19 protein-coding genes are annotated in these 19,671 nt (G+C 73.6%); 11 read left to right on the top strand and 8 right to left on the bottom strand.

Going from position 1 to position 19,671, the window contains the following annotated elements:
* Nucleotides 1–8: 8 nt before the first annotated feature.
* Entirely contained in the window at nt 9–950 is a 942-nt protein-coding gene (locus AB0D08_RS09755; RefSeq protein ID WP_359887374.1) for a xanthine dehydrogenase family protein subunit M, read from the bottom strand.
* A gap of 210 nt (nt 951–1,160) precedes the next feature.
* On the opposite strand from AB0D08_RS09755, the gene AB0D08_RS09760 reads away from it, so the two are divergent.
* The 4 genes from AB0D08_RS09760 (at nt 1,161) to AB0D08_RS09775 (ending at nt 5,488) form a co-directional block, all read left to right on the top strand.
* Complete coding sequence (locus tag AB0D08_RS09760) at nt 1,161–2,171, top strand: LysR family transcriptional regulator (protein ID WP_033825252.1); 1,011 nt, start codon at nt 1,161–1,163, stop codon at nt 2,169–2,171.
* An 84-nt stretch (nt 2,172–2,255) separates the two neighbouring features.
* Entirely contained in the window at nt 2,256–2,990 is a 735-nt protein-coding gene (locus tag AB0D08_RS09765; RefSeq protein WP_359887377.1) for an SRPBCC family protein, read from the top strand.
* Between the two features lie 110 nt (nt 2,991–3,100).
* Nucleotides 3,101–4,558, top strand: coding sequence for a glycine betaine/L-proline transporter ProP (gene proP / locus AB0D08_RS09770; RefSeq protein WP_033825250.1), 1,458 nt, complete (start codon nt 3,101–3,103; stop codon nt 4,556–4,558).
* Nucleotides 4,559–4,618: 60 nt separating this feature from the next.
* Entirely contained in the window at nt 4,619–5,488 is an 870-nt protein-coding gene (locus tag AB0D08_RS09775; RefSeq protein ID WP_359887380.1) for an alpha/beta fold hydrolase, read from the top strand.
* A 55-nt stretch (nt 5,489–5,543) separates the two neighbouring features.
* On the opposite strand, the gene AB0D08_RS09780 is transcribed toward AB0D08_RS09775, so the two are convergent.
* From AB0D08_RS09780 to AB0D08_RS09800, 5 genes are all read right to left on the bottom strand, one after another.
* Complete coding sequence (locus AB0D08_RS09780; protein WP_359887383.1) at nt 5,544–6,524, bottom strand: zinc-binding dehydrogenase; 981 nt, start codon at nt 6,522–6,524, stop codon at nt 5,544–5,546.
* Nucleotides 6,525–6,616: 92 nt separating this feature from the next.
* Nucleotides 6,617–7,201, bottom strand: a complete 585-nt coding sequence (locus AB0D08_RS09785; RefSeq protein ID WP_359887385.1) for a helix-turn-helix domain-containing protein — start codon at nt 7,199–7,201, stop codon at nt 6,617–6,619.
* Between the two features lie 58 nt (nt 7,202–7,259).
* The gene (locus AB0D08_RS09790) at nt 7,260–8,324 is read right to left on the bottom strand and encodes a class I SAM-dependent methyltransferase (RefSeq protein WP_359887388.1); all 1,065 of its coding nucleotides are present in this window, start codon (nt 8,322–8,324) and stop codon (nt 7,260–7,262) included.
* Nucleotides 8,325–8,486: 162 nt separating this feature from the next.
* Nucleotides 8,487–9,917 carry an amidase gene (locus tag AB0D08_RS09795; protein WP_359887391.1) on the bottom strand — a complete coding sequence of 477 codons (1,431 nt, stop codon included), beginning with the start codon at nt 9,915–9,917 and terminating at the stop codon, nt 8,487–8,489.
* A gap of 38 nt (nt 9,918–9,955) precedes the next feature.
* Nucleotides 9,956–10,549 (bottom strand): ABATE domain-containing protein, encoded by a 594-nt coding sequence (locus AB0D08_RS09800; protein WP_359887394.1) that lies wholly within the window; start codon nt 10,547–10,549, stop codon nt 9,956–9,958.
* 114 nt (nt 10,550–10,663) lie between these two features.
* Between AB0D08_RS09800 and AB0D08_RS09805 the strand changes: the two genes are divergently transcribed.
* Entirely contained in the window at nt 10,664–11,206 is a 543-nt protein-coding gene (locus AB0D08_RS09805; RefSeq protein ID WP_033825245.1) for a carboxymuconolactone decarboxylase family protein, read from the top strand.
* Nucleotides 11,207–11,328: 122 nt separating this feature from the next.
* Nucleotides 11,329–12,222 carry an endonuclease/exonuclease/phosphatase family protein gene (locus tag AB0D08_RS09810; RefSeq protein WP_233289388.1) on the top strand — a complete coding sequence of 298 codons (894 nt, stop codon included), beginning with the start codon at nt 11,329–11,331 and terminating at the stop codon, nt 12,220–12,222.
* A 144-nt stretch (nt 12,223–12,366) separates the two neighbouring features.
* Here the strand turns inward: AB0D08_RS09810 and AB0D08_RS09815 are convergent, their stop codons facing one another.
* A complete protein-coding gene (locus tag AB0D08_RS09815; RefSeq protein ID WP_359887398.1) occupies nt 12,367–13,251 on the bottom strand; it encodes a LysR family transcriptional regulator in 885 nt (294 codons plus the stop codon).
* A 177-nt stretch (nt 13,252–13,428) separates the two neighbouring features.
* Here AB0D08_RS09815 and AB0D08_RS09820 point away from each other — a divergent pair, with 177 nt between their 5' ends.
* The 5 genes from AB0D08_RS09820 (at nt 13,429) to msrA (ending at nt 18,911) form a co-directional block, all read left to right on the top strand.
* The gene (locus tag AB0D08_RS09820; RefSeq protein WP_359887401.1) at nt 13,429–14,643 is read left to right on the top strand and encodes an MFS transporter; all 1,215 of its coding nucleotides are present in this window, start codon (nt 13,429–13,431) and stop codon (nt 14,641–14,643) included.
* 225 nt (nt 14,644–14,868) lie between these two features.
* Complete coding sequence (locus AB0D08_RS09825) at nt 14,869–15,741, top strand: NAD-dependent epimerase/dehydratase family protein (protein WP_359887403.1); 873 nt, start codon at nt 14,869–14,871, stop codon at nt 15,739–15,741.
* Nucleotides 15,734–16,564 carry an MBL fold metallo-hydrolase gene (locus AB0D08_RS09830; RefSeq protein WP_359887405.1) on the top strand — a complete coding sequence of 277 codons (831 nt, stop codon included), beginning with the start codon at nt 15,734–15,736 and terminating at the stop codon, nt 16,562–16,564. Before AB0D08_RS09825 ends, AB0D08_RS09830 begins: the two co-directional genes overlap by 8 nt.
* 787 nt (nt 16,565–17,351) lie before the next feature.
* Entirely contained in the window at nt 17,352–18,278 is a 927-nt protein-coding gene (locus AB0D08_RS09835) for a hypothetical protein (protein WP_359887408.1), read from the top strand.
* Nucleotides 18,279–18,404: 126 nt separating this feature from the next.
* Nucleotides 18,405–18,911 (top strand): peptide-methionine (S)-S-oxide reductase MsrA, encoded by a 507-nt coding sequence (gene msrA / locus AB0D08_RS09840; protein ID WP_033825237.1) that lies wholly within the window; start codon nt 18,405–18,407, stop codon nt 18,909–18,911.
* Nucleotides 18,912–18,968: 57 nt separating this feature from the next.
* Here msrA and AB0D08_RS09845 read toward each other — a convergent pair whose 3' ends face one another.
* Nucleotides 18,969–19,646, bottom strand: a complete 678-nt coding sequence (locus AB0D08_RS09845; RefSeq protein ID WP_359887501.1) for a flavodoxin family protein — start codon at nt 19,644–19,646, stop codon at nt 18,969–18,971.
* Nucleotides 19,647–19,671 lie beyond the last annotated feature (25 nt).

Consider the following 19,671-nt stretch of genomic DNA (forward strand, 5'->3'; position numbering starts at 1 on the left):
CGGCCCGGTCAGGCCGCCGCGACGGGCCGGCCGGCCCGCTCGGCGGCCCGGCGCAGGGCGCGTTCGGTGAGTTCCCCGGCCAGGTGGCGCTTGTAGGCCGCGGTTCCACGGGTGTCGGTCACCGGATCGCAGTCCTCGGCGGCGATCCGGCCCGCCTCGGCGAACACCTCCGCCGACGGCTCCCGCCCGGCCAGCGCCTCCTCCGCCCGCCGGTACCCGACCGGCGAGACGCCGACCGCGGCCAGCCCGATCCCCGGCGAGGCGATCCGCCCGTCCACCACCGACAGCGCGGCGCCCGCGGCGGCGATCGCCCAGTCCCCGGTCTTGCGCTCGACCTTCTCGTACGCGCTGCCGGCACCCGGTACGACCGGCACCCGGATCTCCACCAGCATCTCGCCGGTCCCCACATCCGTCTCGTACGGACCCCGGTAGAACTCCGCCATCGGCACCCGGCGCCGGCCCCCGCCACCGAGCACCACCGCCACCGCACGGACGGCCGCGCACACCGCCGACAGGTCTTCCGCCGGGTCGGCCTGGCAGAGCGAGCCGCCGATGGTGCCCCGGTTGCGCACCGGCGGGTCCGCGATCACCCGCTCGGCGTCGTGGAAGATCGGGAACAGCCGGCCGACCAGCTCGGACTCCAGCAGCTCGCGGTGGCGGGTGAGCGCCCCGACGCACAGCTCGTCGCCCTCCAGCCGCACGTAGTCCAGCTCGTGCAGGTCGTTGATGTCGACCAGCAGCCCCGGACGGGCCAGCCGCAGCTTCATCATCGGCAGCAGACTGTGCCCGCCGGCGATCACCCTGGCCTCCTCGCCGAACCGCTCCAGCTGCGCCAGCGCGTCCTCCACGCTCGACGCCCGCCGGTACTCGAATGACGCGGGAACCTGCACGGTGGCCTCCAACAGCGTCTCGGGCGACGGCCGCGGACGGGTGGCATCCGTCGCGCTCACGCTCCGCACTGCTCACGCGAGGCGCCGAACGGACGCCGGGACGGGCCTTCATCGCCGCACAACCACACTGTCGGCCCGCCGGACGGACCGGTCAACGCCGACTTAGGGGAATGGTTAAGAGCCCCCCGTGGCTGAACCGGAGGGAGCCGGGCACCGACCGACCCCGACCGGCGCCGAAGGGCCCCGGCGCCGGGCCCGCGGGAGGCGGCGATGACCCTCACCCAGCTGAAGGCGTTCCTGGCGGTGGCCCGGCTCGGCTCCGTCAAGGCCGCGGCGATCTCGCTGCGGGTCAGCGAACCCGCCGTCTCGGGCTCGGTCGCCGCGCTGCGCCGCGAACTCGGCGACCAGCTCTTCGTCCGGGCCGCCGGCGGCATCGCCCTGACCCCCGGCGGGCGGCGGCTGGCGGCCGGCGCCGCGGAGATCGTCGGCCTCGCCGAGGAGACCCGCCGCAAGGTCCGCGAGGCCGGCACCGAGGGCTCCCACCTGCGGCTGGCCGCCACCGAGACGATCGCCGAGCAGATCGTCCCGCCCCTGCTGGAGGCCTTCGTCCGCCAGTACCGGGACGTCGAGACCACCACCCTCGCGGTGCCCGCCGGCGCACTCGTCGAACTGCTGCTGGACCGGCGCGCCGACATCGCGATCGGCCTCGCCGACGCCGACCCCGACGGCACCGGCGGGACCGCGCTGCGCCCGGACACCTTCGAACACATCCCCTTCCTGCGCGTCCCCCTCGTCGTGGTCGCCGCCCCGCACCACCTCGGCGCCGGAATCGACCACCTGGCCGGCGGCCGGCTGCACCTGCCGGTCGGCCGGCTCGCCGGACAGCACTGGCTGCTCGGCCCGGGCGGCCTCGACCCGGCCACCCCCGGCGGCGCGTTCCTGACCCGGCACGGCGTCGGCGAGCGCGCCGCCGCCGTCTTCCCCAGCGCCGGCGCCGCCCTCGGCGCTGCCGTCGCCGGGGACGGACTGGCCCTCGCCCCCGCCCACCTGGTCCGCGACGAACTGCGCCGCCGGGTGCTCACCGTGGTCGCCGTCCCCGGCACACCGGTCGACGCCGTGCTGCGGGCCAGCGCCCTGCACGGCGACCGGCGGACCCCGACGGCCGCCGCGCTGTGCCGCTTCGTCACCACGCCCGCCGCCGTCCGCAGCCTGCTGGCCCGGGCCGCCGGGGTGCCGGCCGGCCACTACCGGCCGACCGTACGGGTGAGTCTGTGGACCTGAGCGCGGCGCGGGGGAGCGGGAATCGGGGTGCGCCGGGCCACCGTTGGACGGGAGGGGGCGCTACCGGCTAGGAGGCCCGTCCGCATGGAGTTCACCAACGAGTTCCGGGTCAGTCTTCCGATCGGACCCGCCTGGGACCTGTTCACCGACGTCGAACGGCTGGCCCCCTGCATGCCGGGAGCCGTGCTCACCGAGGTCGACGGCGACCGCTTCCACGGCGCCGTCAAGGTCCGGGTGGGCGCGGTGACCGTCCAGTACCGCGGCACCGCCACGTTCGAGGAGCAGGACGAGGCGACGCACACCGTACGGCTCAAGGCCGCCGGCCGCGACACCCACGGCCAGGGCAACGCCGACGCGCACATCACCGCACGCCTCGCCCCGGACGGCGACGGCACCCGGGTGACCGTGGAGACCCGGCTCAGCGTCTCCGGGAAGGTCGCCCAGTTCGGCGCGGGCGTCATGACCGACATCAGCAAGAAGCTGATCGGGCAGTTCGTCGACTGCCTGGAGGAACACCTGGCCGCAGGCCGCGAGCAGCCCCCGGAGCCCGAGCAGCCCACCCGGCCCGAGCAGCCCACGGCGCCGCAGCCGACCGTGGCGGCGGCGACCGTGACGCCCGCCGGACCGGCTCCCCGGCAGGCGCCCGCCGCGCCCGCCGCGCCCGCCACCCCGCCCGAGGCCGAGCCGCTGGACCTGGTCGCGCTGGCCCGCGGCCCGCTGCTCAAGCGCCTGGCGCCGGTCGCCCTCGGGGCACTGGTCCTGCTTCTGCTCCTCGGCGGGCTGCGCCGCGCCCGCGGGTGCCGGCGGCCGCCGCAGTGACCCGCCGGGGTCCGTGAGGGATCTCTCAGTACCGCGGCCCAGGGGTTTGACCAGCGCGGAGGCGGTGAGGCGGGAGCGGTCACCCGTTCCCGACACCGAAGGCCAACCCCTTGAGTCAGACGTCCGTCCGAACCCCCGAGTCCACCGGCCACGGCCCCACCCCGGTCCCTGCGACCGGGGCCCCCGCCCCCGGCGAGGTCACCGTCGTCGACCCGAAGATGCTGAAGCGCGCGGTGTCCGCCGCCGCCCTCGGCAACGCCATGGAGTGGTTCGACTTCGGCGTCTACAGCTACCTCGCGGTCACCCTGGGCAAGGTCTTCTTCCCGACGGCCGGCGGCGCCACCCAGCTGCTGGCCACCTTCGGGACCTTCGCCGCCGCCTTCCTGATCAGGCCGCTCGGCGGACTGGTCTTCGGCCCGCTCGGCGACCGGATCGGGCGGCAGAAGGTCCTCGCCACCACCATGATCATGATGGCCGCGGGCACCTTCGCGATCGGCCTGATCCCCTCGTACGCCGCCATCGGCATCTGGGCGCCCGCCCTGCTGCTGCTCGCCCGGATGGTGCAGGGCTTCTCCACCGGCGGCGAGTACGGCGGCGCGACCACCTTCATCGCGGAGTACGCACCCGACCGGCGCCGCGGATTCCTCGGCAGCTGGCTGGAGTTCGGCACCCTGGTGGGCTACGTCGCCGGCGCCGGCCTGGTCACCGCGATGACCACCGCCCTGGACGAGCCGAGCCTGCTCTCCTGGGGCTGGCGACTGCCGTTCCTGCTCGCCGGGCCGCTCGGCCTGATCGGGCTCTACCTGCGGATGCGGCTGGAGGAGACCCCGGCCTTCCGCACCCTCCAGCAGCAGGCCGAGACCGCGGAACGGCAGCGTCCGAAGAGCCGCCTGCGTGACCTGCTGACCCGGCACCGCCGGGCCCTGCTGCTCTGCATGGCGCTGGTCCTGGTCTACAACGTCACCGACTACATGCTGCTGTCGTACCTGCCGACCTACCTCACCGCCGAACTCGGCGTCGGCGCCACCCGCGGACTGCTGGTGGTCATCGCCGCGATGGTGCTGATGATGGCCGTCAACGCCCCGGTCGGCCGGCTGTCGGACCGCATCGGGCGCCGCCCGGTGCTGCTGGCCGGCTGCGCCGGTTTCCTGCTGCTCTCCGTTCCCGCGCTGCTGGTGATCCGGCACGGCGGCCCGTGGGGCGTCCTGCTCGGCGTCGGCGGACTGTGCCTGCTGCTGACCTGCTTCACCGGCACCATGCCCGCCGCGCTGCCCGCACTCTTCCCGACCCACATCCGGTACGGCGCCATGGCCGTGGGCTTCAACGTCTCCGTCTCGCTGTTCGGCGGCACCACCCCGCTGGCGGTGACCGCGCTGATCGACGCCACCGGCAACCGGATGATGCCCGCCTACTACATGATGGCCGCCGCAGTGATCGGCCTGGTCGCGGTGCGGATGATGCCGGAGAGCGCGGGACGCCCGCTGCCCGGCTCGCCCCCGGCCGTCGCCTCGGACCGTGAGGCCCGCGAGCTGGTCGCCGCCGCCCGCGGCGCGAGGAGCGCCGGCTGATCCCCGCTCGGGGCCGGGGCCGGGCCTCGGGGTGTCGGCGGACGTTCCTAGGATGCCGCCATGATGATCTCCAGTCAGGAACAGCCGCTGATCCAGGTCCTGTACGACGGCTCCCGGAGCGACCTGCGGGACCCGGCCCGGCCGCGTCCGGTCCGGGTCTACCGGTGGGAGCCGGACCGGACGCCGTCCGAGCCGGGCCCGCTGGTGGTCCTCTCGCACGGCACCGGCGGCTCCGGCGGCGCCTTGGAGTGGCTGGTGCGGCCGCTGCTGGAGGCCGGTCTCCGGGTGGCGGCGCTCGACCACCACGGCAACAACTACGTCGACGGCTACGAGCCGGAGGGCTTCCTGAACGTCTGGGAGCGACCCCGGGACGTCACCTTCGTCCTCGACGCGCTCGCCCGGGAACGGCCGCTGGGCCCGGTCGGCGTGGCGGGATTCTCCCTCGGCGGGTACACGGCGGCGGCCCTGGCCGGCGCGCGCGTCGACCCTCGGCTCCTGACGGCGGTGCTGACGGGGGCCGTGCCCCTGCCGGAGGTCCCGGAGTTCCCGGACGTGCTCCAGGCGCTGCGGACCAAGCACCCGCATCAGGACCTGCTGCAGGGCGCGCTCGAGGCCGCCGCGGCCGACCACTCGGACGCCCGGGTGCGGGCGGTCTTCCAGGTGGCCCCGGGCATCGGCGCGCTGGTCACCCCGGAGAGCCTGGCGACGGTGCGGGTGCCGGTGGAGATCCGCTGGGGCGGCGCCGACCAGGTCACCCCGTACGAGGCCGACACCCGGCCGTACCTGGAGCACATCCCCACCGCGAGCGGCCGCTCGGCGGGCCCCGACGTCCGCCACGACGACTTCTTCGCCCCGGAACCCGCCGACCCCGGCGCCCGCGCCCGGGTGGGCGCGGAGGCGGCCGACTTCTTCCGGCGGCACCTGGTCTGACGGCCCGCCACCGGTCGGGCCCGCGGGAGCCGCGCGCCCGGCCGGTGGCGGCGGGTCAGCCGACGGTGACGGCCATCTTGCCGAGCGCCGTACCGCTCTCCATGACCCGGTGTGCCTCGACGATCTCCTCGAAGCGGAAGACCCGGACCGGGCCGGCCGGCAGCGTGCCGGCCTCCACCTTGGCGTAGATCTCGTCCAACGGGACGTCGGTGAGCGGGAATTCCGGTGTGCCGAGGACGAAGGCGCTGGCGAAGAAGCTGAGCCGGACCCCGCTGGGGAGGTCGGCGATCGGGTCGAAGTCCGGCACCGGGTCGAAGCCGCCGAGGAAACCGATCTGGCAGACCCGGCCGCGCGGCCGGACCAGCGCCAGGGAGTCCCGCAGGACGCTGTTGCCGACGATGTCGAGGACGGCGTCCACGGTGATCCCGCCGTCCCTGACCTGCGGGGTGAGCCGGCCGTCGTCGATCAGCACCTGGTGCGCGCCGAGCTCCCGGAGCAGGGCGCGGTGGCCGGCGCTGCGGGTGGTGGCGACCACCCGGGCGCCGTGGTCGACGGCGAGGCTGACGGCGGCCTGGCCGAGGGCCGAGGTCGCGCCGCGGACCAGGACCGTCTCGCCGGACCGCAGTTCCAGGTTGCCGAACAGGCCGCTCCACGCGGTGGCGTAGACCTCGGGGACGGCGGCGAGTTCGGCCCAGCCGAGGCCGGAGCGGACCTCGACGACGTTGCCGGCCGGGACGGTCACCAGTTCCGCGTAGCTGCCGTTGCGGGTCCGGCCCATGCCGCCGAGGACCGCCACCACGGTGGTCCCGGCCGGGAGCCGGCCCGACGGGTCGGACTCGACCGTCCCGGCGCACTCGATCCCGGTGACGGCCGCCACCTGCCCCCAGGCGCCGGCCCGCATGTAGGCCTCGGCGTGGTTGAGGCCGAACGCCCTGACGCGGACGAGTACTTCGCCGTCGGCGGGGACGGGGTCGGGCAGCTCGGTGAGGGTGAGCACCTCGGGGCCGCCGTGGGCGGAGATGACGATGGCCTTCATGATCGGATCCGTTCTTGAGTGGTCATTCAAATATTGGGCCGGAAGAAGGGCCACCGCAGGTGCGGTGGCCCGGAGGGTGTGGTGTCCGGTGGTCAGGCGAGGGCGGCGAACGCGTTGTCCGTGATCGCGCGCAGGACCGCCTCGTCCGGGTTGGCCTTGCCCACGACCATCAGCCCCTGGCAGGTGGCGACCAGCAGCCTGGCGGTGCCGGCCGGGTCCAGCGAGGTCCGGACCTCGCCCCGCAGGCGGGCGGTGTCCAGGGCGGCGGCCATGCAGTTCTCCAGGCGGGCCAGGTGGCCCCGGACGACGGCCGCGGCCTCGTCGTCCTCGGCCGCGTTCTCGATCGCGGTGTTGACCAGCAGGCAGCCCTGCCGGCCCTCCGGGCTGAGCAGGTCGCGCACCAGTCCGTCGAAGTAGCCTCGCAGCTCCGTCAGGGACGCCCCCGGGGCCTCCAGTTCGCCGAGCTTCTGCGGTACGACGAGCTTGGAGTAGCGCTCCAGCGACTTGAGGAACAGGGCCCGCTTGCCGCCCGGGAAGGCGCTGTAGATGCTGCCCGGCTTCACGCCGGTCGCCTTCACCAGGTCCTCGATCGAGGTGGCCCGGTAGCCGCGCTCCCAGAACTTGCGCATGGCCTGGTCGAGCACGGTGTCGGGCTCGAATTCGCGGGGTCGGGGCATGGCAGGACCATACATGAGCGACTATTCAAGAACAAGCGGCCCCCGCTGGGGGCCGCCCTCAGTGACGCGCCACGTAGTACACGTTGAGGATGTCGCCCTCCACCCGCTCGGCCTCGACCCGGCCGAACCCGGCCTCGGCGAGCATCCGCCGGGCGGTCTGCTCGCCCCACACGGTGCCGAGTCCCTCCCCGCCCTCGCTCAGCGAGACGGACATGCAGTAGAACACCGAGAAGGTGTATAGCGCGGGCCCGAGCGGGTGGTCGAGGTTCTCCTCCAGCCGGCTGGACGCGGCGATGTCGCCCATCAGGAACACCCCGTCCTCGGCGAGCGCCCCGGAGATCGCGGCGAGGGCGGCGGTCGGCCTGGCCAGGTCGTGGATCACGTCGAACGCCGTGATCAGGTCGTAGGAGCCGGTCAGCGCGGCGCAGTCACCGACCTCGAACTCGACGTTGGGCAGCCCCAGTCCGGCCGCCTCCGCACGGGCCGCGGCGATGCCCTGCTCCGAGGCGTCGAGCCCGCGGAAGCGGCTGGCGGGGAACGCGGCGGCCAGCACGTTGACCGCGTGACCCTGCCCGCAGCCGATGTCCAGCGCGTCGATGCCGTGCTGCAACCGCTCGGTGAGGCCGGGCACCAGCGGCACGATCCCGTCCACCAGCGCCAGGTCGTACACCTGCCCGGACTCCTCCGCCTGCAGCGCCTGGAAGCGCGGGTACGCCGAGTACGGCACCCCGGCCCCGGTCCGGAACGCCGCCAGCACCCGCTGCTCGACCTCGCCCATCATGCCCAGGTTCTGCGCGATCCGGGCCAGGTTGTCCGGCCCCGCCGCCCTGGTGAGCGAGGCCGCGTGCTCCGGCGGCAGCACGTAGGTCCCGTCCGCGGGCCGGTAGTCGACGATCCCGCCGACCACCGTCGCGCCGAGCCACTCCCGTACGTAGCGCTCGCTCAGCCCGGCGGCCCGGGCGATCTCCGCACTGGTGGCGGGCGGCAGGACGGACATCGCGTCGAACAGTCCGGCCTCGTGGCCCAGGCTCACCATCAGCCCCAGGCAGGCGTCGTTGACCACCTCGATCATGCGTCCTGCGAACGCCTCCTGCTTGGCCGCATCGAGTTCCACGACCGACATCGCTCCTCCTCCCCACCGGGCGGGTCCGGGGAGAGCCGGGCGACGCCGGACGCGCCCGCGACGCAGCCCGATGAGACCGCAGCGGAGACCCTCTCCTCCTTGCCACGCTACGCCGGGCGGCACCCGGCCACGACCCCGGTCGTGCGCCCCTCCCGCGGGGGCTCAGGCGTGCACGGGCGGCCGCCGCCGGGACCAGGGCCGGGCGGCCTCCAACTGGGCGGCCAGCCGCAGCAGGGTGGCCTCGTCGCCGAAGCGGCCCAGGAAGTGGACCCCGACCGGCAGCCCGGCCGGGTTCCACCACAGGGGGACGGACATCGCGGGGTTGCCGGTGAGGTTGGCGACCACCGCCGGGTAGGCAACGGTCCGGCCGCCGTTGCGGGCGGCCCGCAGCGGATCGTCCTCGGTGGAGGTGATCTCGCCGAGCGGGACGGGCGGTGTGGACATGGTCGGGGTCAGCCACAGGTCGAAGCGGGCGAGGAAGGCGGCGACGACCCGGGCGAACGCCTGGAGGTCCTCGACGGCGAGCAGGTAGTCCGCGGCGCCGACCCGCTCACCGGCCGCCCGGTAGGCGCGGGTCAGCGGCTCCAGTTCGTCCTCCGCCGGCTCGCGGCCGAGCCGGCGGACCCAGTAGCGGACGATCCACGCGGTGGCCGCGTCGAACACCGTGCCGATGGCCGCGCCGACCGCGGGGGTCAGCCCGGGCAGGTCCGCCTCCGTCAGTTCGTGGCCGAGCTCTTCGCACAGGGCGACGGCGTCGTCGAGGGCGGCGACGCAGTCGGGGTGCCCGGGGGAGCCGTCCGGGGTGCGGGCGGTGTACGCGATCCGCAGCCGGCCGGGGTCGGCCCCGACCTCCAGCGCGAACGGCCGCAGCGGGGGCGGCGCCGGGTACGGATCGCCCGGGGCGGGCCCGGAGGTGGCGTCGAGGAGCGCGGCGCTGTCGCGCACCGACCGGGTGAGGGCGTGCTCGCAGGCCCAGCCGCCGACCACGTCGCCGTACTCCGGCCCGAGCGGGTTGCGGGCGCGGGTGGGCTTGAGCCCGAACAGGCCGCAGGCGGAGGCGGGGAACCGGATCGAGCCGCCCAGGTCGTTGCCGTGCGCCGCCGCCACCAGCCCGGCGGCGACGGCCGCCGCCGAGCCGCCGCTGGATCCGCTGGTGGAGCGGGTGGGGTCCCAGGGGTTGCAGGTCGGCCCGTGCAGGACCGGCTCGCAGGTGGGGACCATGCCGAACTCGGGGGTGTTGGTCCTGCCGAGGACGATCAGCCCGGCCCGGCGCAGCCGGAGGACCAATTCGCTGTCGTAGCCGGAGACATGGCCGCGCAGGAAGCGGGAACCTTCGGTGAACCGGCCCCCGGCGACCTCGGTGGCCAGGTCCTTGAGCAGGTAGGGCACCCCCGCGAACGGGCCCTGCGGCGGCCGGTCGGCGGCCGCGAGCGCGGCCTCGTACATCGGGATGACGACGGCGTTGAGTGCGGGGCCGAGCCGCTCGATCCGCTCGACGGCCGCCTCGACCAACTGCGCCGGGGTGACCTCGCGGCGCCGCACCATCGCGGCCAGCTCGGTGGCATCGGGCTCCACGGGCGGACGGGGATCCATCGCCGGCCCTCCTTCCGCCGCCGGGCCGCCCCGGCGGTTCAGCTCTGCCTGGTGCGCTCGTAGTGGCGGGCGGCACGGGCGCGGTTGCCGCAGTCCGGGCCGCTCCACTCGCGGCGCGGATGGTTCTTGAGGAAGTACAGGACGCAGCCCGGCGCCTGGCAGGCCCTCAGCAGCTCGCGCTCGGGGCCGGTGACCAGGTCCACGGTCGCCTGGGCGATCTCACCGAGGGCGGCGGGGACGGGTGCCGCGGCGCTGCGGGTGAGGGTGGCCGGGCCGGGGCCCGTGGCCAGTTCACGCCAGCTGGGGGCGCGCCGCACGTGGCGGTTGAGTTCGCCGACCGCCTCGGCGGGCGCGTCCGTACCGCGGGCGGCGGCGTCGATCAGCGTGCGGGCCGCGTCGCGCAGCGACCGGATCGCGCGCAGGTCCGCCTCGTCGAGGGCGAGCAGAGCGTCGTCGTCGAGTGCGGTGGCGAACCGGGCCCGGTTGTCGCGCAGCCAGGCGGCGGCGTGCTCGACGGTCGTGAGCCCGTCCACCAGCCGGCCGCGCACGGCGTACGTCGCGTTGGCCAGCTCGATCGGCAGGGGCTCGCCCAGCAGGGGGGCGCCACCGCTCTCGTATGCGTTCAGGTCCACCTCCTCATGGTACGGCGGACTTGCAACCGTGAGAGTCCCATGGCATGGTTCTAACGGCTAGAGCAGCCAGCAACCATTAGAACGTTGGTTGCGTAACCATCCAGGAGCATCCCCATGTCGCGACTTCCGATCATCGAGCCGACCGAGGCGACCGCCCCCGCCGCCGCCCTCCTCTCCACCGTCCGCGCCGCCCTCGGGGTCACCCCGAACATGGCCAAGGTGATGGCCAACAGCCCCGCCGTCCTCAAGGGCTACCTCGAGTTCTCCGGCGCCCTCGGCGGCGGCAGGCTCCCGGCCGCCACCCGCGAGGCCATCGCCCTCGCGGTGGCGCAGGAGAACGCCTGCGACTACTGCCTCTCCGCCCACACCCACATCGCCACCGAGCTCGCCGGGCTCTCCCCGGACGCCGCCGAGCAGGCCCGGCGCGGCGCTTCGGCGGACGCCCGGACCGCCGCCGCACTGGCCCTCGCCGTGACGCTGACCCGCACCCGGGGGGAGCTCGAGGACGCCGACCTGAAGGCCGCCCGCGAGGCCGGACTGACGGACGGCGAGGTGGCCGAGGTGATCGCCAATGTGGCGCTCAACGTCTTCACCAACTACTTCAACAAGGCCGCCGACGTCGACATCGACTGGCCGCACGTCAGCCACCTCGCCTGACCGGCCCGCGGAGGCCGGCCGGACCCCCGGCCGGCCCCCGCCCCCGCCTTCGCGGGGCGGTCCGGTGCCACCCGAGCTCCCGTCAGGAGAGGCACCCGGCAACCCTGTTGTACGGTCGGACCGTGACCGGATCCGCAGTGGTGCGCCTCGCGACCTTCAACGTCCTGCACGGGCGGCAGCTCCTCGCCAGCGGCCGCCCGGCGCCGACCACGGGCCCGGACACCCCCACCGTGCGGCCGCTCGTCGACGCCGTCGCCGCCCTCGACGCCGACGTGCTGGCGCTGCAGGAACTCGACCGCCACCAGGAGCGGTCGGGTCGGCTCGACCAGGCGCGGGCGGTCGCCGAGGCGACCGGCGCCGCCGACTGGCGCTACGCCTCCGCGTTCCACGCCCGGGCCAGGCCGGGCCGCCGATGGGAACCCGACCGCTCCGAGCCGGGGTTGCGGGTCTACGGCCCGCCGGGCACGGGGCACGACGGGGAGGTGCCCTCGCACGGCATCGCGCTGCTGTCCCGCCTGCCGGTCCTGGAGTGGCGGGCCCGACGGTTCGCCGCGCCCCCGGTCGCCCTGCCGCTGCCGGTGGCCGGCCGGGCGGGGCTCACGGTGATCCGCGACCATCCGCGCGCGGCACTGGCCGCCGTACTGGAGGGCAGGCGCGGCCCGTTCACGGCGGTGGCGCTGCACCTGTCGTTCGTCCCGGGCTGGAACGTGCGCCAACTGCTCGCCGTGCACGGCTGGATCGCCGACCTGCCCCGGCCGCACATCCTGCTGGGCGACCTCAACCTCGCCGGCGCGCTCCCGGCGGCGACGCTCGGCGCGGCAGACCTGCTCTCCCCGTCGCCCCGGTCGGGCTGGCGCGACCTGGCCCGGGTCCCGACCTTCCCGTCGCACCGCCCACGGGTGCAACTCGACCACATCCTCGCGACCGGACCCGGCCCGCACCGGCCGGAGGCGATACGGGCGCCCAGGACACCGATCTCGGACCACCGGCCCCTGGTCCTCGACCTGCCGCTGTGACCCCACCGGCCCACGCCGGGACGCCCCCGCGTCCTTGAGCATGCGGGCCAACGGCAGTGCGAAGCGCTCGGCCCGGCCGTCCGCCGTCCGGACCTGCCCGGTTCCCGCGACCGGTTGCCAGGTGGTCGTCCTGGACCCGGGAACTCAGAAGTGCAGGGCGCCGATCTCGCGGACGGTCCGGGCGAGGGCCCGGACCAGCTCGCTCTCGCCGTCGCGGCGCCACACCAGGGCGTACGGCATCGTCCCCATCTCGGGAATGGGGAGGAAGCGCACGTGGGACATGGACCAGTACCGGGTGACGTGCGAGGGAAAGGGGTGGACGATCTCGCCGGTGGTGACGAGATGGATCAGCTCGTCCGCGTTGGTGACCTCCTCGACGCGTTCGATGGTCCTGCCCCGGGGTGTGTAGAACCCCAGGTAGGCGTCCTCCCAGTAGTCGGGCATGGCGGGGGCCATGGCGTGGGCGAAGTCGGCGAGCGCCTCGTGCGGAACGGCGTCGTGACTTGCGAGGTCGTGGTCCGCGGCGACGGCCAGTACGCGGGGGTCGTGGAAGAGGACCGGGCCGACGGTGACATCGGGCTCGTCCACCGGCAGCCAGGTGACGAAGACGTCCATGTCGCCGTCACGGAGCCTGGCGAACGGCTCGACGTACGGTGCCCTGCGCACCTGCAGCTCCCACTCGGGGTGGCGGGACCGGAACGCCTCCCAGTAGCGGTGCAGGTCGGGCACGTTGAAGGGCATCATGCCCACCCGCAGGCGTGCGGTCCTGCCGCGGGCAGCCAACCGGGCCCGTTGGAGGCTGTCCCGCAGCTGCGCGTGGACCGGCCCCAGATCCGCGCGCAGCTGACTGCCGAGCGGGGTCAGGCGGATCCGGCGGCGATTGGAGCGGTCGAACAGCAGACCGCCGAGCTGCCGCTCCTGACGGCCGATCACCTGACTGACGCGTGCCTGGGTGAGGTGCAGCCGGGCGGCCGCCCGGCCGAAGTGCAGCTCCTCCGCCAGTGTCAGAAAGACCTCGATCTCGCGCATCTCCATGTGCCGCCGACCCCCGTCATAAGCCTGATTTATCGGATCCTACTGATCTTGGGCGTTGATGGCCGTGGCGTCCGCCTGAAGGATCGTCAGCACAACGAATCCCTACCGGACCGGAGTGCCATGACCGTCGTCGACGCCCGGAAGCCACCCACCCCGTCCGAAAGCGATCGGGTGCCCCTCAGGAGCTGGCTCGCCGTCGCCACCATGGCGGTCGGGACGTTCGCCCTGGTGACCGTCGAGTCACTGCCGGTGGGGCTGCTCCCGTTCATCGGAGGAACTCTCCACGTCTCCGAGGGCACCGCAGGCCTGATGGTCACTGTCCCCGGCCTGGTCGCCTCCGCCACGGCGCCGCTGCTGCCGGTGGCGATCGGACGGCTCGACCGCCGGGTCGCACTGATCGGCCTGATCACCCTGATGGTCCTGGCCAACGGACTGTCGGCCGTGGCACCCGACTTCACCGTCCTGCTGGGCGCGCGCTTCCTCATCGGGATCAGCATCGGCGGCTTCTGGTCGCTCGCCGCCGGCCTCGCCGTGCGGCTGGTACCGGATCGCTCCGTACCCCGGGCCATCTCGGTGGTCTTCGGCGGCGCCACGGCGGCCAACGTCCTCGGCGTACCGGCCGGGACGCTGATCGGCGGTCTCGCGGACTGGCGCACTGCGTTCGTGGCCGCGGGCGCACTGGGCCTCCTCGTGCTGGTCGGCCTGCTCCTCCTGCTGCCCTCGATGCCTGCCCAACAGGTCGTTCGGCTGCGCACGCTGCCGCAGCAGTTCCGCCACCCCGTGGTACGCGCCGGCGTCATCGCCACGTTCCTCCTGGTCGGCGGCCACTTCGCCGCCTTCACCTTCGTCAGCCCGATCCTGCGGACCGTTTCGGGGATCGGCGAGGGCGCGATCGGCCCGCTCCTGCTCGGCTTCGGCGTCGCCGGCATCCTCGGCAACTTCCTCGCCGGTGCGGCCGCGGAGCGGAACGTCCGCGCGACCGTCGTCACCATCAGCGTCCTGCTCACCGCGATCCTCGCGGTCTTCCCCCTCGCCGGCCGCACCCCGGTCGGCGGAACCTTGCTGCTCCTGGGCTGGGGGCTGGCCTTCGGCGGTGTGCCGGTCGCCGTCCAGACGTGGATCCTCAAGGCGGCGCCCGACTCGGCGGAGGCCGCCACCGCCCTGAACACCTCGGTCTACAACCTGGCCATCGCCCTCGGGGCCCTCCTTGGAGGGATCGTCGCCACCAACCTCAGCACCAACGGTGTCCTGACGACCGGCGCCCTCTTCACCCTCCTCACCGCCCTGGCCGTCCGCAGCGCACGCCGCGGCCGAGCAGCTGGCCGAACCCTCCCGGCCACCCCCATTCCCACGACCTCTCCCGGACAGGAGGAGCACCGCACATGAGCACCACGGCCGGATCCACGAGCCGCGTCTGGTTCATCACCGGCGCCGGCCGCCGAGCTGCTGCTCGGCGTCATGGCTCATGAGCCACCCGTACCCGCCTGAAAGCGATTCGCAAGGAGCCGGGAAGACCTGCGCATGGCGTCGACCGTCACCAGCCCGAACGCATCCCCGTTCACCCCTAGTTGTTGTCACCCCTTGTCGTCGAGCAATCGAAGAGGAACAGACGTGAAGGTACTCGTGCTGGGTTCCACCGGCTACATCGGATCCGCCGTGGTGCGGCAGCTGATGGCGGACGGCCATCAGGTGGTCCACTTCGTCAAGGACGCCGAACGGATCGGTCCTGACGCGGCGTCGCGCGTGGGCGATCTGCGCGACCCCGCCTCGCTGCGGGCCGCCGTCACCGACGACATCGACGCCGTGCTGAACCTCGCGACGCCGACCGGCGAGGAGCCGGTGGACGCTGCGGCCGTGGGCGCACTGACCGAAGGGTTGCGCGGCACCGGGCGGGCGTTCGTGTACACCAGCGGTGTCTGGGTGCTCGGCGCCACCGGCGACACCGCCGTCGGCGAGGACGCCGCCACGGACGCGATCACCATCGTCGGCTACCGCCCGCGCATCGAGCAGCGCGTGCTGGCGAGCGCGGCCGAGGACGTGCGCGCCGTGGTGCTGCGGCCCGGCATCGTGTACGGCCACGGCGGCGGCATCCCCGGTCTGATGACCGGCTGGGCGAAGGAGCACGGCAGCGGCCGGTATGTCGGCTCGCCGGCCACCCGCTGGCCGATGGTGCACGTGGACGACCTCGCCGAGCTGTTCGTGCTGGCCCTGACCGGGGCCGAGCCGGGAGGCGTCCTGCACGGCGTGGCCCACGAGGCGGTGCCGGTCGCCGCGCTCGCTGCCGCCGCCGACGTCGCCGCGGGTGGCACCGGCCGGGCCGAGCCCTGGCCGCTGGAGCAGGCCGCCGAGGCCGTGGGCGCTCCGTTCGCCGAGGCCCTGGCGCTGAACCAGGTCGTCTCCGGGTCCCGCGCCGTCACCGAGCTGGGCTGGCGGCCCAGCCGCCCGTACGTCCTCACCGAGCTGACCGGAGGCGACCGTGGCTGACCTCACCGGATCCGCCCTGCCCATCTGCCGCACCTGCGGCACCCAGTACGCCGCCGCCCGTCCCGACTGCCCGGTCTGCCTGGACGAACGCCAGTACGTCGGGGCCGACGGCCAGCAGTGGACCAGCCTCGCCGAACTGCGGGGCGAGGGCCACGAGATGCGCTTCGAGGAGCAGGGCCCGGACGTGCTCGGCATCGGCTGCACCCCCGCCTTCGCCATCGGCCAGCGGGCCCTGCTGCTGCGCACGGCCGCCGGCAACGTGCTGTGGGACTGCGTGCCCTACCTCGACGACGCGGTGATCCGCGAAGTGGAGCAGGCCGGCGGGATCGACGCGATCGTCATCAGCCACCCGCACTTCTACTCCGCCATGGTCGAGTGGGCCCACACCTTCGACGCTCCGGTGTACCTGCACGAGGCCGACCGGCAGTGGGTCGGCCGCCCCGACCCCGCCCTGCGCTTCTGGAGCGGACGGACCCACCGGCTGACCGACGACCTGACGCTGATCAACCCCGGCATCCACTTCCCGGGCAGCACGGTGATGCACTGGAGCTCCGGGGCGGGTGCGCTGTTCAGCGGCGATGTGGTCAACGTCTGCCCGGACCGCCGCTGGGTCACGATCATGTACAGCTACGCCAACCACATCCCGGAGCGGCCCGACGCCGTCCGCGCCGCCGGAGAACTGCTCGCCGGCTACCGCTTCGAGCGGATCTACGGAGCATGGTGGGACCGCGTCGTCACCAGCGACGGCAACGAGGTCCTCGCCCGGTCGGTCGACCGCTACCTGCGCTTCGAACTGGGACTGGAGACGGAGGCCTGCCCATGACGACGACGGAACGGATCCGCTGAACGCGCCGGTGGGGCGGGCCCGGCCGGCTGCTGCCGGAACTCAGCGGTGCTCAGGGGTTCTCCGAGTCGAAGCGGCAGCCGGCGTCCCACCAGCTCGCCGCTGGAGGTCGAGGGTGAGACAGCGAAGCGGAACCCACGCCACCGAGCACTCGAGTGGGACTTCGAGATCCCCTTGCTTCAGGGGACGGAAGGTCGTCGCCGGTAGCGGCTTCGACGCGTCAGCCGGGCAGCTCTCACCCCTCCGTCTCATCCCGTAGGCCGCCACTGTGAGCTCGATGCAGGCCGCCTGAGGTTCGGCCCGATGCACGGCGAGGAGGTACTCGCGGTCACCACAGCCGCGGCTGCTTCAGGTCGTCCAACGCCCGGCGAGCGGCGAGTGCGCGCACCAGCGGATCGCCGAAGCCGAGGAGCTCGATCACGTCCTCGAGCCTCTCCTCCAGCAGGGGCTCGAGAGCGTCGAAGCGCCCGGCCCGCGGCTGGCGCAGACGACCTCCTCCGACAGGTGATCGAACTGATGGCCTCGGACGACCGCCCGTTGGACAGGATGACGGATCTCCTGGACCAGCTCGACTCGGCGGCGACCACCTGCGGTCTTCACGGTCTGACCCGGCCGGACCGGACGTGGAGCCCGCTGCCGGGGGTCCGGACCCCTCGTGGGGCACCGCCCCTGCGAGTCTGCCCGCTCCGCTGGTGCACCCGCGCCGAGGAGAGCGAGGCCAGCTGCGCCCTGGTCGACCGCCCTCTCACCCTCCTGCCGTGACACCGTGACCACACTGCTCCTGGGAATCTCCAAGAAGGCCGCCGAGCGCTGGGCCGCGCTGCTGCTCGGCCCCGGCCTGCTCTTCGTCATGTGCCTGGTGATCGCGCGACACTCGGGATTCCGGCACGCGGTGGACCTCCGGTACCTCCGCACCTACCTGAACGCGTTCGCCGGCGCGCACGCAGACCAGCAGCCGGCCGAGCTCCTCACCGCCCTACTGCTCGTGACCGCCCTCGCAACCGCCGCCGGGGCAGCTGCGGCCTCGGCGGGCCGGACCTTCGAGCGAGCCTGGATCCCGGACCGGCCGCACTGGTACGTCACGGTGCTCACCCATCGGCGCATCCGTCGCTGGACCACCCTCACCCGCGCCATCCAGGAGGCTCGTGACCAGCGCCTTCACGATCACCTCCACGGGACGACGCCGAACCGCCGCCGTCCGACCGAAGCCCGACTGCTCGAGCAGCAGGAGCGGAGCTTCCCGGACGGCCCACCGGACCGGCCGACCTGGACGGCCCAGCGCATGGCCACCGCCGCCGGTCGGGTCCGGCAACGCTACGGCGTCGAACTCGCCGAGATCTGGCCGCACATCTGGGCGGTCGCCGACAGCGAGGCCCGCAAGGACATCCAGGGCGTCCGGGACGGCTACGCGGACGCCGGCCGGCTCGCCGCCTGGGAAACGGCCTACCTGCTCGTCACCGTCTCCACCGGCTGGTGGCCGGCCTCCGTCATCGGCGCCGTCCTCGTCAGCACGGCCGTACTGCGGGCACGCGCCGCGATCGACGCACTCGCCACCCTCGCCGAGGCCGCGGTCGACCTCAACATCCGCAAGGTCGCGGAGCAGCTGGGAATCGCATGCCAGGCCGGGTTCGACGTGACGGCGGCAACCTCCCTCAACGCCGTCCTGCGCCCGCGACCGTCGATCACGCCCTGAACCGGCCGGTCCTGTTTCCTTACGGAACCCGGACGAGGAGCGGCCGGCGCGTGCACAGGAATACGGCGGCCTCGTAGGTTGTCAGTAGCAGCGAAAGCCGATGTCCGTCACTGAGGGAGTGGAACCATGGCGACCGAGAAGGCCATCCTCGCCGGGGGTTGTTTCTGGGGCATGGAGGAGCTCTTCCGCCGCCAGCCCGGCGTGGTGTCCACCCGCGTGGGCTACACCGGTGGCGACGTCCCGAACGCCACCTACCGCAACCACGGCAACCACGCCGAGGCCATCGAGGTGGTCTACGACCCGGCCCGGACCGACTTCCGGGCCCTGCTCGAGTTCTTCTTCCAGGTCCACGACCCGTCGACCAAGGACCGCCAGGGCAACGACATCGGCGCCAGCTACCGCTCGGCGATCTACTACCTCACCGATGAGCAGAAGCGAGTCGCCGAGGACACCATCGCCGACGTCGACGCCTCGGGCCTGTGGCCGGGCAAGGTCGTCACCGAGGTCACCCCGGCCGGGCCCTTTTGGGAGGCCGAGCCCGAGCACCAGGACTACCTGCAGAAATTCCCCAACGGCTACACCTGCCACTTCCCCCGCCCGGGCTGGAAGCTTCCCCGCCGCGCCGACGCCTAGGGAAGCCCTGGCCTCGGCCGGACCGGGGTCCGCTCGAGGTCGTCGGCCGCGCCGAACTCAGCGGTGCTCAGGGTTCTCCGAGTCGAAGCGGCAGCCGGCGTCCCACCCGGAGCGCTGGTTGCCGTACGCCGGGATGCCGCCCGCGTCCTTGAGCATGCGGGCCAGGTGGAGCAGGTTCCAGGTCATGAAGGTGGTGTTGCGGTTGGTGAAGTCGTTCTCCGGCCCGCCGGAGCCCGGGTCGAGGTAGGACGGGCCCGGACCGGCCGCACCGATCCAGCCCGCGTCGGCCTGCGGCGGGACGACGTACCCCAGGTGCTGCAGGCTGTAGAGCACGTTCATCGCGCAGTGTTTCACCCCGTCCTCGTTCCCGGTGATCAGACAGCCGCCGACCCGCCCGTAGTAGGCGTACTGCCCGGCGTCGTTCAGCAGGCTCGAACAGGAGTAGAGCCGCTCGATGACCTGCTTCATCACCGAACTGTTGTCGCCCAGCCAGATCGGCCCGGCCAGCACCAGGATGTCGGCGGCCATGACGCTCGAGTAGAGGACCGGCCACTCGTCGGTCTCCCAGCCGTGCTCGGTCATGTCCGGCCAGACACCGGTCGCGATGTCGACGTCCACCGCCCGGACGGTCTCGACCTGCACGCCCTGGCACTCCATGATGCCGGTGCTGAGGTCGATCAGCCCCTGGGTGTGGCTCCGCTCCGGCGAGCGCTTCAGCGTGCAGTTGATCACCATGGCCCGCAGGTCGTCGTAGCGGGCC

The organism is Kitasatospora sp. NPDC048540, assembly GCF_040651175.1.
GTDB lineage: Bacteria > Actinomycetota > Actinomycetes > Streptomycetales > Streptomycetaceae > Kitasatospora.